Origin of the sequence: Thalassotalea litorea, assembly GCF_043642205.1 — a bacterium.
Taxonomy (GTDB): domain Bacteria; phylum Pseudomonadota; class Gammaproteobacteria; order Enterobacterales; family Alteromonadaceae; genus Thalassotalea_A; species Thalassotalea_A litorea.
On the sequence record NZ_JBHZSG010000043.1, the window covers coordinates 16,561 to 31,336 of the forward strand.

Sequence of the window (14,776 nt, forward strand, 5' to 3'; positions counted from 1 at the left end):
CGGTCATCCATTATTCAGACCTTACGTCTTCAAGCCTGAAAGCAACTACTATCATCGAGACATTCATGTAACTCATAAAGCTAGCTGCTTATGGTTCGACAGGGACTTACGAGCACCTGAGAGACGCTACGTAGACGACTTCAGGATGAAGCTAAACGAAGCTATGAAGCTCAAACCGTTGTCTATGTACAGACGATTCACTGAACTGTCTCACGAGCTGAAGCTTATGCACCTGTTACGCCTCACTGTTGAAGTGTCAGGTACTGAAGTTGTCATTAGACGATGGACAGCGAACTACATCACAGCAATGCTCAACCGTAAGGCTTTCCCTAACCATGATTCATTCATTACTTGGATTGTCAGACGCAGCTTCTACAAACTTGCTTCACCACCTGTCCACATCACAGTGTCAGGTAAACGACAGCACTACAGGTTAACTGCAAGCCATGCGCTAGCCATGTTTGAGTACATGCGTCCACTGCTAGAACGAATCGACCTTAACCACCCAAAGCTTCAGGCAGCGATAACCAAGAGTATGAACATCAGTCATGCACGAGTTAACAGCAACACACCCAAGAAGCAACAAGCTACAAAACGGATGCACCGCCAGAGAGCGTTAGACCGCATCTTCACCCATTACTACTAACTTATTTATTTACAGGAAATAATTCCATGCTAAACCAACTGCAACAAAACAAAACTGACGACACTATCTTTGCACTGTCTGCTATGTGTCGTGACCTACTAGGCGTTATCTGCGCTAAGCAGGGACAAGACGCTGACTCAATATTCAATGAGTACCTGAAGAACTACACAGAAGCCAACGTTACCAAGCAGCAAGCAGAAGCTAAGCGCAAGGAACTACAGGAGATCCTCAGAGCCACTGTAAGCGACTTTAACGACAGAGCTAAGTCTATGTACTGGTCACTGTTATTTATGTCTGAGAAAGATCGTACAGATCGCCTGAACTCAATGTGGAAGTCGATGACTGAGGGTGTCGAGTTACCGAAAGGAACGAAGCGACCAGGCTACATTAACAAGCCACCTTCAGAAGACCGATTACTTGAGAGACGTAAAGAGCTACAAGCCATCATTGAACGAAATAACAAGGCACAACTTGAAGCCGACATTGACTTCCATGAACGTAATATCATTGGCACAACTAAGGCTATGGAAGCTGACCTTGCGAAGATGACCAAGAGTATTATGGCAAGTAAGGAAATGACGAAAGAAGAGATTCAACAATCAATCAAAGTTACTGAAGCTCGCCAAAAGTCAATCATTCGTCAGCGAGTACAGGAACACAAGCGTCATATTGACAGTGCTAAGTCTCGCCTCAATGTCGCAGAAGACGCTAAGGCTGAGCTTAAGAACGTCAATCAATTCCTATCCAAGCTACTTATTGGCTAGTTAATGATCAAATAACGTAACGCTACGTGCATGAAATACAGTTAGCCTTAGGGTTTACTCGTAGATTTCACGTAGCGTCACGCTTTTCACTATCATATCAGGAGATAATAACTATGAATCCATTCGAACAGGCGTTTCCGTCATTCGACCAAAACGAAATGTGCGACACGACACGTCAGCAGCTACAGGCTATCCAACAGCCAACTATTAGCCCTCAAGACCTAATAACTATTGATGGAGTTGAAGCACCTGCTGAACACTTTATCCGTGCAGGCGTTATCTCTGAGTCAGAGCTAGGCATTGAAGCTGATAGCAGTGAGCAGGAATTCAGTGACCATCAGCAAGAAACGCTACTGCATGAAGAAGAGATTGAGACAGCGCAAGGTACGTTTGAAGCCAACATTGAAGCGTCAGGTGTTACTGATTCGCAGCATTTCTATCAGTGGGTAGCGTCACAAGCTAACAGTGCCAGTGTGAGGCAGGCTGTTGTCAAGGCAGTAAATGGGATGAATCAGGGAAGGCTTCCAGACGCCAATGACCTACTGAACATGTACGAGAAGTACTATCAGTAGGTCTTTGTTTTATAGTTCTGATGCAATGGGTAAAGAAGATAGTTGATATGGAATAAGTTCGCTGTTCTCTACTATGTTAAACGAATCGAAAGCTTGTTGTGTTCGCGTCACTTTTATACTTTGCCCATTGGGAATATGACTCTCTATCTGTTCGTCTGACAATTCACATCTAACGCCAGTGATGATTCCAGTTATCTTGAAGTTAGTATCCGCGGTTAAAAACTCAATACCCTTGTCCCTTACTATATCCTTTTCCTCTACAATGGCTCGATACTCCTCTTCGTATTTCCAACCCTCGTATTTAGTATTACAGAGATTAATTAAATCCCACTTAGACGACTCCAAGTGTCTTTCCTCGTACATTTTTTGAAATGTTGGTTCTAGTCTTTCTTCGGAATACGTAACCTCCAGTACTCCATGTTCAGCGACTTCAACTTCCAATACTGCCCCTTTATGTTTGTCAGCGTAATGTGCCCACATAATAGGATTATTCCAAGACGAACAAAAACATAGAGCTCTAAAGTCCGAGTCAACGACCTCATAAAGTACTGCGGCAAGGCCTCTGTGTTGCTCATCTTTAAGTGAAACAGCAGTGAGCTCAAAAGGGTCATTGAAATCACTATACTTGGATACCTTAAGTCTTTGTTTTTTTATCGCCTCTAGTGCGTATTGAGAGTTTAAAAAATGATATAACTTCATCAAGAATCCTTGATAGTACTCTTCTCCATTTATCGGAGAATACTCGGCAGCATAACCATGTTAGGTACGCATACAAACTCGGTAAAATAATTGACCAAAATCAGTCATGATATAATTTGTCTGATTCAATCGTTCTGTTTCGGTTGTATCTCGATCCTTACTGGTAAATGACGTGACCGAAAGTTCTGAAGTACTGGTGAAATCTTCTTCAATTAAACCAAGTAACAAAAATCTTCTAACAATCATCAAGATGCTAGGAGGATACGGAAGTTTCAGAATAGCAGGAAAGCTTTTATCGTTTATAAATCCATTTAATTCATCACTGCTTAACTTTTTGGTTTTTTCCGTAATACCATTAATAGAGACGACCTCAGTATATGAATGCACATAAGCAGATTCCAAGGCATTATTTAAAGCCGGATAGTAACTAAAGTATGAAAAAGTTTTGCTCCGCTCTTTCCCCAACTCATCAAAAATGAAAACTTCATCGGGTGATAATTGAGATATAATGTTCAAAAAAGCAGGGTGAGTATTAGAAGAGGTTTCTTTGTTACAAGCTTTAGCTAATAAGTTTATGTATAGCTCGCTTACTTGATCGCCCTCATCAAAATGTTTGAGCTGTTCTGCTACTTGTGTGACCAATGAACTCGGCGGCACGACTCTTTTTTCTTGAGGCACTTTCTTTAATACATTTTTGAAATGCAATTCAAGCCTATCTTGCCAGTGCGCTCCATATTGGATTGGTGCAGTGATTAGTCTTAAACATTTAATTAAATCAGCCCCAACTTTACCAAGTTCTTTACCCGCAGGTTCCACCATCGTTTCAGCAAGTTTAGAAGCACCTTTTTTGGTGAATTCTGTTGCTGCGGTTGTAATTAAGTCTTCTCCCAAAATAATCAACTCCGTTTGAATAGTTGTAAATAGTCAATAATTATCACGTTACAATTAAAAAGGCCAACTCAAGATGTCCTCAAGTTGGCCTACAATGTTGGCTACAATGGTGTACTAAATACTTGGCTACACCATTTGTAAGGCATTGATTTATAAGAGCTAATATAATCCTTGACAGATTACATCATACCGCCCATACCGCCCATACCACCCATGCCACCCATATCAGGCATAGCGGCAGCCGGAGCATCATCTTTAACTTCGGTGACCATAGCTTCTGTGGTTAGCATTAGGCCAGCAACAGATGCTGCGAACTGTAATGCACTACGGGTTACTTTGGTCGGATCAAGGATACCCATCTCCAACATATCGCCGTAAGTGCTGTTACCAGCGTTGTAACCAAAGTTACCTTCACCGTTACGGACTTCGTTCAAAACAACGGAAGCTTCATCACCACAGTTAGAAACGATTTGACGAAGCGGCGCTTCCATCGCACGAAGTGCAACATTAATACCGTGGGTTTGGTCTTCGTTTGCACCTTCAAGTGCTTTTAGCTTGTCGGCGACACGAACAAGGGCTGTACCACCACCGGCAACCACACCTTCTTCAACCGCGGCACGTGTCGCATGCAATGCATCTTCAACACGAGCTTTCTTCTCTTTCATTTCAACTTCAGTGGCTGCACCAACTTTGATTACCGCAACACCACCAGCAAGCTTAGCTAAACGCTCTTGAAGTTTTTCTTTGTCATAATCAGAGGTCGATTCTTCAATTTGACCACGGATTTGCGCAACGCGTGCCTGGATTTCTGCTTCATCACCAATACCATCGATGATGGTCGTATTGTCTTTAGAAATGACAACACGCTTAGCCTGACCTAAATCTTCTAATGCTGCTTTTTCCAGCTCCATACCGATTTCTTCTGAAATTACGGTACCTGCGGTAAGCGTAGCGATATCCTGAAGCATAGCTTTACGACGATCACCAAAACCTGGGGCTTTAACTGCTGCAACTTTAACGATGCCACGCATGTTGTTAACCACTAAGGTTGCCAGCGCTTCACCTTCAACATCTTCAGCAATAATTAACAACGGTTTGCCAGCTTTAGCGACCGCTTCCAACGTGGTAAGAAGTTCACGGATATTGGAAACTTTCTTATCAACCAAAAGAATGAATGGGTTATCCAGTTCAACAGCACCACTTTCCTGGTTGTTGATGAAATAAGGAGACAAATAACCACGATCGAACTGCATACCTTCAACTACGTCCAGCTCATCAGAAAGCGCCTGACCTTCTTCTACGGTGATTACACCTTCAGTGCCGACTTTTTCCATCGCTGTCGCAATAATCTGACCAACCGTCGTATCTGAATTTGCCGAAATTGTACCTACTTGCTCAATGGCTTTGTTATCGGTACATTTTTGCGACAAACCTTTAAGCTCTTCAACCGCGGCAATGACAGCCTGGTCGATACCACGCTTAAGGTCCATTGGGTTCATACCTGCGGCAATCGATTTCAAACCTTCGGTAACAATCGCTTGCGCCAGAACGGTTGCGGTCGTGGTGCCGTCACCCGCTTCGTCATTGGCTTTAGAAGCAACTTCTTTCACCATTTGCGCGCCCATGTTTTCAAACTTATCCGCAAGTTCGATTTCTTTCGCGACGCTTACACCATCTTTCGTGATCGTTGGACCACCAAAGCTTTTATCTAATACTACGTTACGACCTTTAGGGCCTAGAGTTACTTTTACCGCGTCAGCAAGAATGTTGACACCGTTTAACATTTTTACTCGAGCATCATTACCAAATAATACTTCTTTAGCTGCCATGATAGATTCCTTTAATTAATTGTTTGTACCCATTGTAGATTCAATGGATTATTACAGTGGGTACTTACTATTTTATTTACCTAGAGAACGCGCTAACTAAACGATTATTCAACAATCGCCAGAATATCGCTTTCGCTTAAAATCAATACGTCTTCGCCGTCCAGCTTTTCAGTTTTGACGCCATAGCCTTCGTTGAAGATAACCTTATCGCCAACTTTTACATCAAGGGCGCGAACGTCACCATTTTCTAAAATACGGCCATTGCCAACAGCGATAACTTCACCGCGAGTAGATTTTTCAGCGGCACTGCCAGTTAATACGATACCACCAGCTGATTTTGATTCTACTTCCTGGCGTTTGATGATCACACGGTCATGTAGAGGACGAATGCTCATTAATCTCTCCTGATTTGGTTATTAATAATTTACAACAATATAAGTAATGTATTTCAAATGGGGGTTAAAAAGTGACTCTCAAGTGAAAAACAAAAAAAAATTTAAAAAAGTGACGCTGGTTAATCTTTCCGTTCAAACTCACCTTCCAGAGTGGAAGGCTGATCCGCATTAAGATCTTTGGGCTGTGTAAATGGACCCGTTTCAATGTCATCACTCGACTGCTGATAGGCACCAAATCCCGGTCCAAACCCAAAAGTCTGGCCCTGCCTGGCGACCATATAAGGTTTGAGACGGTTCACTAACCACTGACGAGATACTGGCCACAATAAAAGCAGCCCGAACGCATCCGTTAAAAAGCCAGGCGTTAATAAGGTGACACCGGCAATCAGCAATAATACCGAAGCGATAATTTCGTCGGACGGCATTTGTCCATTGGCCATTTTTACCTGCATAGACTGCATGGTTGACATTCCCTGCTGTTTTACCAGGGTAGCGCCCAGCCATGCCGTGATAATAACCAAACAAATGGTAGGTAATGCGCCAAGCATGCCGCCGACGTTAATTAACAGCATAATTTCGACGATAGGAACGGCGATAAATAGTAAAAACAAAATTCTGAACATGACGATTACCAAGTTTATTTGAACCCTACTCATGAAGTAGCCATGGAGTAGCATTGGTGTAGGATAACAATTTCCTGTCAAAGTGAAACATATATGGGGGTTTTCTGGTCTATTTCAACCAGCTTTCTTCTGAGTTAAACTATCGCAATGAAGAAACGAACCCCTGGCGCACTATGTATCAGATTGTTTTGTGTACTTGCCCCGATAAAAGCAGCGCTGTAAACATCGCGAATGCTTTGGTTGATGAACAACTTGCCGCCTGCGTAAACCTTGTGGAGTCAGTGACTTCCATTTACCAATGGCAGGGTCAACGGCAACAAGATCAGGAAACCTTGATGATCATTAAGTCAGCAAAACATCTTTTTACCGCGCTAGAGAAAAGGATCACTGTTTTACATCCTTATGATGTAGCAGAAATCATTGCCTTGGATATCCAACAGGGCAATGAAGCATATTTAAACTGGATAGACTCTATGGTGACAAAACAATAATGCGCACACTAGCACTACTTCGTTTATTAGTATTAACTCTCTGTGTCATAACGACTGGCACCCAGGCACAGAGCTCTCCCTTTGATACCTCAATGGATTCGTTATTTTCCAATCAGGATGAATTTCTTCACGTTGATAAAGCATTTCAATTTGATTTCAACCAACAGGGAGATTCCGTTGAAATCTATTTTAATATTGCCGAAGGCTATTACCTGTACAAAGAAAAGTTAGTCTTTAAAAGTGACACTGCCCAATTCAAGCAGCCTGAATTACCGCAAGGGACTGAGCACGAAGATGAATTTTTCGGTATTCAGCAGGTCTATTACAAACAGCTTAAGTTTAATATCCCGCTCGACAAGGCAAGCAGTAACAGTAGTATTGAGCTGACGTATCAAGGCTGTGCTGAAAAAGGCCTGTGCTATCCTCCCACCAAAAAAGTAATTTATCTTTCTGCCGTCGGCAATAATGATGGAAACGCTGATGGTAGTAATGATGGTAACGACAATTCAGCGATTCTGGGTGCCATCAGTGGCAACGGCAGCAACGGTGAGTCTAACACCACGACAGACAAGCAATTAAGCGCAGGTTCTACTGGCTCAGACAGTGAGCAATTTGAATTAGCCTCACTGTTAACCTCTCAAAGTCTGGCACTCATTTTATTGACCTTTTTTGGCTTAGGTATCCTGCTGTCATTTACCCCATGCGTTTTTCCGATGTACCCGATCCTCACTGGTATCATCGTCGGTCAGGGAGATAAGCTGTCGACCAGAAGAGCCTTTTCGTTATCCATGGCCTATGTCCAGGGGATGGCCATTACCTATACCATTCTTGGCGTAGTTGTCGCTTTAGCCGGCGCTCAATTTCAAGCGGCATTCCAACATCCGGCAATCCTTATTGGTTTAAGCATACTCTTTGTGGTGCTGGCACTGTCAATGTTCGGTGTGTTCAATTTATCAATGCCGTCTTCCTGGCAACAAAAACTCAACCATTTAAGTAGCTCGCAAAAGGGCGGCTCCTTAGTGTCAGTCTTTATTATGGGGGCAATCTCCGGGCTTGTGGCATCGCCGTGCACAACCGCGCCACTCACCGGCATATTGATTTATATCGCCCAATCCGGAGATGTTGTACTTGGTGCCACGGCATTGTACGCGCTGAGCATGGGCATGGGGTTACCTTTGCTGATTCTGGGAAGTTCAGGGGGTAAATTATTGCCCAAAGCCGGTAACTGGATGAATGTCATTAAAACCGTATTTGGGTTGTTATTACTCGCCGTCCCAATCTTCCTATTAGAAAGATTGATCCCAGAGGCTATCGCTAATTTATTATGGGCAGCGTTAATCTTAGGTAGTGCGACCTACTTCTATGTGATCAATACCGACACGCGTAAAACCTCAGGTGGATTAGGGTATGGTATTCGTTCTTTGGTTATCTTCCTGATGTTATTTGCAGGTGGCCAGTTAGCGTATCAAACCTTGTTCGGGCTACCTGCGGCACATGTCGCCGCAACACATAAAGAGTTTGTGAAAGTAGCGTCATTGGAGGAATTAAACGACGAGATAGCGAAAGCCAATGCCCAAGGGCAATCGGTGATGCTCGATTTGTATGCTGATTGGTGTATTGCTTGTAAAGAGTTTGAAAAATACACCTTCCCAGAAGATTCCGTGCAGCAGGCATTGCACAATACGGTAATGCTACAGGCCGACTTAACCGACCTGGGTAAACCAGAAAGCCTGGCATTTATGGAAGAATATGATGTCTTTGGCTTACCCTCGATTTTATTCTTCGATGAAACCGGCCGGGAACTCGATAAAAATCGTGTAACGGGTTTTATGGATGCCGATAATTTTTCTAAACATATCAACCAAATATTTAATTAACCCGCTTACTAAGTCCGAGCATTAAGGTTAAGGGCATTTCACTGATATTGTCGGTAAAATGTCCGTTCCCTCCGTCAATTTGCCCCAACCTTGTGAATATAACTGCGATTTCAGCCTTCGGAAAAAGTGCCGCAACTGCCCGTAATCAAAGGCTAAATTACAGCGAACGTCGGTGATTAGACCAGTATTTTGGTGCTATATTCTTCGAACTCTCTATAATGTGCAGATAATTTCAATTTCTGGTGGTTTTTTCATCATTTTTCATGTTGAATAACCTAACAGCAACTTTTAAAGCAATGAGTGCATTGCTGTGAAGGTTAATAACAGAAATGAAATGGTTCGCCTAAGGACCTTTAAATTCAGGAAGTTAGAGAAAATGACAGCAAAACACAATGTGCTTGTGATCAATGGTCCAAATTTAAACCGTCTGGGTTTACGTCAGCCAGAAATTTATGGCTCGCAAACCTTGACGGATATCATTGAATCTCTGACAGATAAAGCTAAAAACATGAATGTTGAGTTGGAACACTTTCAATCAAACGCAGAACATGAATTGATTGAACGTATCCATGAGGCCTATCAACAAACAGATTTTATCATCATTAATCCAGCGGCGTTTACCCACACCAGTGTGGCATTAAGAGACGCATTGCTGAGTATTGATGTGCCGTTTTTTGAAGTGCACTTATCCAATATTCATAGTCGCGAACCATTTAGACACCATTCCTACCTTTCGGATATTGCCGAAGGGGTAATTTGTGGATGTGGCCCCCAAGGATACGCTATGGCGCTTGACGCTGCCGCACAATTGTTAGCACAGAATAATTAAAGAAATATAAGGTACTGTAATGGATATTCGTAAAATCAAAAAATTGATCGAACTAGTCGAAGAGTCTGGCATTAGCGAGCTGGAAATTTCAGAAGGTGAAGAGTCGGTACGCATCAGCCGTGCCAGCACAGTTGCCGCGCCGCAAACCTATGTTGCCGCACCTGCTCCTGTTGCAGCAGCTCCTGCCGCACCAGCGCCAGTTGCAGAAGCCGCTCCTGCGACTGCTGAATTAAGTGGTCATGTGGTTCGCTCACCAATGGTCGGTACGTTTTATGCCGCGCCATCACCTGACGCCCCAGACTTTGCTGAAGTAGGTCAGCACGTCAATGCTGGTGATACATTATGCATCGTGGAAGCGATGAAAATGATGAATCAGATCGAAGCGGATAAGTCCGGTGTGATCAAGCAAATCCTGGCTCAAAACGAAGATACAATCGAATTTGACCAACCATTGTTCGTCATCGAATAAACACGCAAAGGAAGGTTGATTCCATGTTGAAAAAAGTAGTGATCGCCAATCGCGGCGAAATAGCTTTGCGTATATTGCGAGCTTGTAAAGAACTGGGTATCGAAACCGTTGCAGTGCACTCAACTGCCGATAAAAACCTAAAACACGTTTTGTTGGCTGACGAGACCATTTGTATTGGCAAACCGGCTGCGACTGATAGTTACTTAAATATTCCTCGCATTATCACTGCAGCAGAAGTTACCAATGCGGATGGTATCCATCCAGGATATGGTTTTCTGGCTGAGAATGCCGATTTTGCCGAGCAGGTTGAAGATTCTGGCTTTGCCTTTATTGGACCATTAGCCGATAGCATTCGCTTGATGGGTGATAAGGTTTGTGCAATTCAGGCAATGAAAGAAGCCGGTGTTCCTTGTGTACCGGGTTCTGATGGCCCGCTTACCGACGATGATGAAGCCAATCTTGCTCACGGTCGTCGTATCGGTTACCCGGTAATCATCAAAGCATCTGGTGGCGGTGGCGGACGCGGTATGCGCGTTGTTCGTGATGAGTCTGATTTACTTGAATCTATTCAGCTAACCAAAGCAGAAGCTCGTGCGGCATTTAACAATGATATGGTTTACATGGAAAAATTCCTTGAAAATCCACGTCACGTTGAAATCCAAATATTGGCCGATGGTCAGGGTAGTGCGATCCACCTGGGTGAGCGAGATTGTTCGATGCAACGTCGTCACCAAAAAGTTGTCGAAGAAGCACCTGCACCAGGGATCAGCGAAGAACTTCGTGCCGAAATTGGTGAGCGTTGTTGTAAAGCTTGTATTGCGATTAATTATCGTGGCGCGGGAACCTTTGAATTCTTGTATGAAAACGGCGAGTTCTACTTTATCGAGATGAATACCCGTATTCAGGTAGAGCATCCGGTAACCGAAATGATCACCGGTGTTGATTTGATCAAAGAGCAATTGCGTATTGCCAGCGGTCAAAAGCTCAGCATTAAACAAGAAGACATTAAGATTCAAGGTCATGCCATTGAATGTCGTATTAATGCAGAAGATCCACGTACCTTTATCCCATCTCCAGGTAAAGTGACCCGCTTCCATCCACCAGGTGGGTTAGGTGTTCGTTGGGATTCTCATGTATATACCGATTATTCGGTTCCGCCACATTATGACTCAATGATAGGTAAGTTAATTACTTATGGTGAAACCCGTGAAGTGGCGATTTCCCGCATGAAAAATGCATTAAATGAAATCGTCATCGATGGCATTAAAACCAATATCACCTTGCAAGAAGACATCATGAATGACGCTGGCTTTGCCCGCGGCGGAGCGAATATTCACTATCTTGAGAAGAAACTCGCCGATATTGAATAATCGATAACCGATTACGGATGTGTCCTGACACGGCCAGTTTTTTGCGAAACTCGGAGAAAACTGTAATAAGATTGAAAACCCTGCTTGCAGGGTTTTTTTATGTCTGGTCAAATAGGAACTTTCGACATTCACAATATCGTAATCCTAAAAAGTTTGAGATGTTCATGACACAATCCACATCGACTCAACGTGAAAAACCACAACCACCCGCTGAGGGCGAATGCTGCGAAAGCGGTGTCTGCGATCCCTGTGTATGGGATTTCTACTATAAAGACTTGCAGCAATGGCGGATTCAACAAAGTGAGCTGCAATCAACTCAGGATAAATAATCCAGATTCACGCCGGGTTAAAAATGCTGCTGATACCAATCACATTAAATTATTGCTCACTCAGTGAGAATTTAAAGGCTTTTAGGCAAGGCTTTGATTGCAGAGAATGGTCGCTCCATTATCTTAAAATCGGCCAAAACAGTAACTCAGAATAAACGCCTTTAAAACTCACCCTCAGGGAGTCGTGCACAAACTTAGTGTGATTGGTAAAACATAACTACCTGTGTCACTTACTCACTACCTTGTCGTCATCCTTGGCGGCATGGCTTTTGCCGTCTCACCTAAAAACTTAGCTCTAACCTGCTAATTTTAAAATAAATACTATACTCAAAATTCAATCAATGTTTGTTCCGAAAAGTTGTGGCATGGAGCACCAAAGAATGAAGCTATTAAAGGGGAAGCTATGAAAGGAATAATCCCTTGCCAACCGGATAGCCAAATAGCATCAATAACAATACATAACAACATTAGGAATAAGAATGAAACCTTTCTTTTCATCGATTGCCGGAAAATTATTCATTCCTTTTCTGGTATCTTTAACGCTGTACAGTAACTCTGCTGCCGCCGTATTGGTATCTCTGGATTTTGACGGTAACGACTGCTCTGGCGTATTCAATCCAAGCGATCCTAACTATGAAGCCAGTAGCTTTATTCGAGCTGATGTCCCGGTAGAACAAAGAGGGTTTGGGGATTGTTGGATTTTTGCTGAAGATCTCCCGGAAGAGCTTATTTCTCCGGTAATAGGAAAATTCGAACCGCCATTTTCTGAACTTGATGATAGTTCGGATATGTTTCCTAGTATTGACGGCGACGAATGGACAATTGATGGCAACAGTACCGGTGGTTGGAATTACACCCCTGGCGAAGGCGACCCTGGCATCCGCTTTTGGGTAGCGAAAGCCGGCAATGGCTTTACCTTATACTGGGAAGTATCAGCGGAAGACTTTGAGGAGTTTTGCAGCCCCGATGACCAGATTAACACCTTTGACTGCATGAGTGGAGCTCAGACGGTTACCCAAGGTGAATGGGATACTGGAGGGAAGGATTTGTCACACATCACCTTTTATGATTCAGGTTTGCCACCTTCGGAAAAAATACCGTTAGGAAGTAGCCTCCCTTTATTTCTATTAAGTATTGCCGGTATTATCGGCCTACACCGTTTTAGGCCAATCAATAAATACTGATTAATCTTCATGCACTGGCGTACCTCAGGAGCGACTCAGCATTTGTACTAAAACGTTCACTACCGTTTTGCAAATGCGTAATACCAATCACATTAAATTATTGCTCACTCAGTGAGAATTTAAAGGCTTTTAGGCAAGGCTTTGATTGCAGTGAATGGTCGCTCCATTGTCTCAAAATCGGTCAAAATCAGTAACGCAGGATAAATGCCTTTAAAACTCACCCGCAGGGAGTTTATCAGAGGTCCATTTACGGCCCTATATTTCATTAATATAGAATGACTATATCAATAAAATCTATGTGGTAACTGAACCTCTGCCCTAACTCTGAGTTGTGCACAAACTTAATGTGATTGGTATAAAGCTTTCTGGTACGGTAGCCACTATAGCTGCCTAATGAGCGAGAGAATCGCGGTGCTATACCCATGAACCCATCCCCATGAACCCATGAGAGAAATCCCGGAGTTACTCTGAGCAGGCTCTATCCACCAAAAGCCTGAGATTAACTTTCGGAACCCTTGCCGATACGTCGCCCTCCAGCTATAGAACGAAAAAGTCCTAAATAGGTTTTGCTTAAGACCAGGCATAATATGATTCAATGCTCGTCACATGGATTATTTAAGGCAGGTCGCTAATGTGTTATTCAACTCCTCAAAAAATGCCTAAAAAATGCCTAAGCAAGCAGCAAGTTTTTGTATAACTTTATAATTGATTATCCAGTGAAAGCGGAAAACGCCTGTTGCTATGTTTACAACCTGCATACCTGAAATCTTTTATACTCTTGATCATCCATGCTCATCACATCAATACTAAGTTCCGTAGTCGCAGCTATGGCTGTCAGCTTCCTTTACAAACCAATAAGAACAACACCCACAAAAACATATATACCTTTGTTTTAATTGGTATTTTCACTTCAGGCACGCTTTATGCTTGATGGTAATTGCCCGCAGGATTGAGGCATGGAATTTCGGAAATCACCGGAAACAATTAACAAAAATAACACCTAAAGGAAAAGCAATGAGCTCTTTTTCATTAAAAAGTCTTTTAAAGGCTGTCATCCCACTAGCAATGATCCCTGTATTTTTTTCAACATCAGCAAATGCAATACCGCTAACGCTGAAGTCGACAAAAATTGGCGGTAATGATTGCGCGGGCTATTTCAAGAATCAAGATCCAGTCTATACGGGGTTTTCTTCATGTTGGGTGTTTGCACCTGACAGTGAACGATTGATTTCTCCTGTTATCGCCAAATTTAATGAGGAGTTATCCGACACTAGCGATATTAGTGAACGATATAAAGACATTATCGATGGTGATGAGTGGGAATTTACGGGTCTTAGTGATAGCAACAAAGAAGGCACCTGGACATATACGCCAGATCAAGGCGACCCAAGCATTCGATATTGGGCAGCAAAAGCTGGGAATGGATTTAATCTGTTTTGGTATGTAAGCGATGAAAGTGCTTGTGCAGGCGGAGCCTTTACAGACTCTTGTATGCAAGCAGCGGTATCCGTTACCACTGGTACCTGGTCAACGCCATTAAATAATGGCGGAAATCAAGCCGGACTATCACACCTAACGTTCTACAATAGTGCCCAACCACCTTCAGGTCCACCACAAGAAGTACCTGAAACCGGCACGATTGCATTAATGTTTTTGGGTATGTTAGGTCTTGTCGCAGGTCGTAGAAAATACAGCTAATTAAGCTCCTGCAATAGACTCTTATGGATATAAAAAAAGCCCCTTGCGGGGCTTTTTCATTGATTGAACGACATTACTGTTGCGTTCGGATACTCATTTCTGGTGTTTCT

At 43.1% G+C, this 14,776-nt stretch carries 16 protein-coding genes; 11 read left to right on the plus strand and 5 right to left on the minus strand.

Annotation, left to right across the window (positions count from 1 at the left end):
- The first annotated feature begins 145 nt into the window (after positions 1 to 145).
- The 3 genes from ACHUFQ_RS14505 (at position 146) to ACHUFQ_RS14515 (ending at position 1,982) form a co-directional block, all read left to right on the plus strand.
- Complete coding sequence (locus tag ACHUFQ_RS14505; protein WP_394176564.1) at positions 146 to 646, plus strand: hypothetical protein; 501 nt, start codon at positions 146 to 148, stop codon at positions 644 to 646.
- Positions 647 to 672: 26 nt separating this feature from the next.
- The gene (locus ACHUFQ_RS14510) at positions 673 to 1,410 is read left to right on the plus strand and encodes a hypothetical protein (RefSeq protein WP_394176565.1); all 738 of its coding nucleotides are present in this window, start codon (positions 673 to 675) and stop codon (positions 1,408 to 1,410) included.
- Between the two features lie 113 nt (positions 1,411 to 1,523).
- Positions 1,524 to 1,982 (plus strand): hypothetical protein, encoded by a 459-nt coding sequence (locus tag ACHUFQ_RS14515; RefSeq protein WP_394176566.1) that lies wholly within the window; start codon positions 1,524 to 1,526, stop codon positions 1,980 to 1,982.
- Between the two features lie 9 nt (positions 1,983 to 1,991).
- Here the strand turns inward: ACHUFQ_RS14515 and ACHUFQ_RS14520 are convergent, their stop codons facing one another.
- The 5 genes from ACHUFQ_RS14520 to ACHUFQ_RS14540 all read right to left on the minus strand — a co-directional run bounded on the left by ACHUFQ_RS14520 (position 1,992) and on the right by ACHUFQ_RS14540 (position 6,419).
- The gene (locus ACHUFQ_RS14520; RefSeq protein ID WP_394176567.1) at positions 1,992 to 2,681 is read right to left on the minus strand and encodes a DUF2971 domain-containing protein; all 690 of its coding nucleotides are present in this window, start codon (positions 2,679 to 2,681) and stop codon (positions 1,992 to 1,994) included.
- Between the two features lie 60 nt (positions 2,682 to 2,741).
- The gene (locus ACHUFQ_RS14525) at positions 2,742 to 3,572 is read right to left on the minus strand and encodes an Abi-alpha family protein (protein WP_394176568.1); all 831 of its coding nucleotides are present in this window, start codon (positions 3,570 to 3,572) and stop codon (positions 2,742 to 2,744) included.
- Between the two features lie 179 nt (positions 3,573 to 3,751).
- On the minus strand, positions 3,752 to 5,401 hold the full coding sequence (gene groL, locus ACHUFQ_RS14530; RefSeq protein WP_394176569.1) for a chaperonin GroEL: 1,650 nt from the start codon (positions 5,399 to 5,401) through the stop codon (positions 3,752 to 3,754).
- Between the two features lie 104 nt (positions 5,402 to 5,505).
- Positions 5,506 to 5,796, minus strand: a complete 291-nt coding sequence (locus ACHUFQ_RS14535; protein ID WP_394176570.1) for a co-chaperone GroES — start codon at positions 5,794 to 5,796, stop codon at positions 5,506 to 5,508.
- Between the two features lie 119 nt (positions 5,797 to 5,915).
- Positions 5,916 to 6,419 carry an FxsA family protein gene (locus ACHUFQ_RS14540; protein ID WP_394176571.1) on the minus strand — a complete coding sequence of 168 codons (504 nt, stop codon included), beginning with the start codon at positions 6,417 to 6,419 and terminating at the stop codon, positions 5,916 to 5,918.
- Positions 6,420 to 6,592: 173 nt separating this feature from the next.
- Here ACHUFQ_RS14540 and cutA point away from each other — a divergent pair, with 173 nt between their 5' ends.
- From cutA to ACHUFQ_RS14580, 8 genes are all read left to right on the plus strand, one after another.
- Entirely contained in the window at positions 6,593 to 6,910 is a 318-nt protein-coding gene (cutA, locus tag ACHUFQ_RS14545) for a divalent-cation tolerance protein CutA (RefSeq protein WP_394176572.1), read from the plus strand.
- Positions 6,910 to 8,787: a protein-disulfide reductase DsbD gene (locus ACHUFQ_RS14550; RefSeq protein WP_394176573.1), complete on the plus strand. Its 1,878-nt coding sequence runs from the start codon at positions 6,910 to 6,912 to the stop codon at positions 8,785 to 8,787. The genes cutA and ACHUFQ_RS14550 overlap by 1 nt, the downstream gene beginning before the upstream one ends.
- A gap of 376 nt (positions 8,788 to 9,163) precedes the next feature.
- Positions 9,164 to 9,616: a type II 3-dehydroquinate dehydratase gene (gene aroQ, locus ACHUFQ_RS14555; RefSeq protein ID WP_394176574.1), complete on the plus strand. Its 453-nt coding sequence runs from the start codon at positions 9,164 to 9,166 to the stop codon at positions 9,614 to 9,616.
- Positions 9,617 to 9,635: 19 nt separating this feature from the next.
- A complete protein-coding gene (accB, locus tag ACHUFQ_RS14560) occupies positions 9,636 to 10,085 on the plus strand; it encodes an acetyl-CoA carboxylase biotin carboxyl carrier protein (RefSeq protein ID WP_394176575.1) in 450 nt (149 codons plus the stop codon).
- A gap of 23 nt (positions 10,086 to 10,108) precedes the next feature.
- Positions 10,109 to 11,455: an acetyl-CoA carboxylase biotin carboxylase subunit gene (gene accC / locus ACHUFQ_RS14565; protein ID WP_394176576.1), complete on the plus strand. Its 1,347-nt coding sequence runs from the start codon at positions 10,109 to 10,111 to the stop codon at positions 11,453 to 11,455.
- 164 nt (positions 11,456 to 11,619) lie between these two features.
- Complete coding sequence (locus ACHUFQ_RS14570) at positions 11,620 to 11,784, plus strand: oxidoreductase-like domain-containing protein (RefSeq protein ID WP_394176577.1); 165 nt, start codon at positions 11,620 to 11,622, stop codon at positions 11,782 to 11,784.
- Positions 11,785 to 12,263: 479 nt separating this feature from the next.
- Positions 12,264 to 12,968, plus strand: a complete 705-nt coding sequence (locus ACHUFQ_RS14575) for a hypothetical protein (RefSeq protein ID WP_394176578.1) — start codon at positions 12,264 to 12,266, stop codon at positions 12,966 to 12,968.
- A gap of 1,014 nt (positions 12,969 to 13,982) precedes the next feature.
- Positions 13,983 to 14,666 carry a PEP-CTERM sorting domain-containing protein gene (locus ACHUFQ_RS14580; RefSeq protein WP_394176579.1) on the plus strand — a complete coding sequence of 228 codons (684 nt, stop codon included), beginning with the start codon at positions 13,983 to 13,985 and terminating at the stop codon, positions 14,664 to 14,666.
- The last annotated feature ends 110 nt before the right edge of the window (positions 14,667 to 14,776 follow it).

What these genes read in the sequence shown, in the direction of transcription:
- ACHUFQ_RS14505 (WP_394176564.1), top strand. Translation starts at nt 146, where the DNA reads ATGAAGCTAAACGAAGCTATGAAGCTCAAACCGTTGTCTATGTACAGA.
- ACHUFQ_RS14510 (WP_394176565.1), top strand. Translation starts at nt 673, where the DNA reads ATGCTAAACCAACTGCAACAAAACAAAACTGACGACACTATCTTTGCA.
- ACHUFQ_RS14515 (WP_394176566.1), top strand. Translation starts at nt 1,524, where the DNA reads ATGAATCCATTCGAACAGGCGTTTCCGTCATTCGACCAAAACGAAATG.
- ACHUFQ_RS14520 (WP_394176567.1), bottom strand. Translation starts at nt 2,681, where the DNA reads ATGAAGTTATATCATTTTTTAAACTCTCAATACGCACTAGAGGCGATA.
- groL (WP_394176569.1), bottom strand. Translation starts at nt 5,401, where the DNA reads ATGGCAGCTAAAGAAGTATTATTTGGTAATGATGCTCGAGTAAAAATG.
- ACHUFQ_RS14535 (WP_394176570.1), bottom strand. Translation starts at nt 5,796, where the DNA reads ATGAGCATTCGTCCTCTACATGACCGTGTGATCATCAAACGCCAGGAA.
- ACHUFQ_RS14540 (WP_394176571.1), bottom strand. Translation starts at nt 6,419, where the DNA reads ATGTTCAGAATTTTGTTTTTACTATTTATCGCCGTTCCTATCGTCGAA.
- cutA (WP_394176572.1), top strand. Translation starts at nt 6,593, where the DNA reads ATGTATCAGATTGTTTTGTGTACTTGCCCCGATAAAAGCAGCGCTGTA.
- ACHUFQ_RS14550 (WP_394176573.1), top strand. Translation starts at nt 6,910, where the DNA reads ATGCGCACACTAGCACTACTTCGTTTATTAGTATTAACTCTCTGTGTC.
- aroQ (WP_394176574.1), top strand. Translation starts at nt 9,164, where the DNA reads ATGACAGCAAAACACAATGTGCTTGTGATCAATGGTCCAAATTTAAAC.
- accB (WP_394176575.1), top strand. Translation starts at nt 9,636, where the DNA reads ATGGATATTCGTAAAATCAAAAAATTGATCGAACTAGTCGAAGAGTCT.
- accC (WP_394176576.1), top strand. Translation starts at nt 10,109, where the DNA reads ATGTTGAAAAAAGTAGTGATCGCCAATCGCGGCGAAATAGCTTTGCGT.
- ACHUFQ_RS14570 (WP_394176577.1), top strand. Translation starts at nt 11,620, where the DNA reads ATGACACAATCCACATCGACTCAACGTGAAAAACCACAACCACCCGCT.
- ACHUFQ_RS14575 (WP_394176578.1), top strand. Translation starts at nt 12,264, where the DNA reads ATGAAACCTTTCTTTTCATCGATTGCCGGAAAATTATTCATTCCTTTT.
- ACHUFQ_RS14580 (WP_394176579.1), top strand. Translation starts at nt 13,983, where the DNA reads ATGAGCTCTTTTTCATTAAAAAGTCTTTTAAAGGCTGTCATCCCACTA.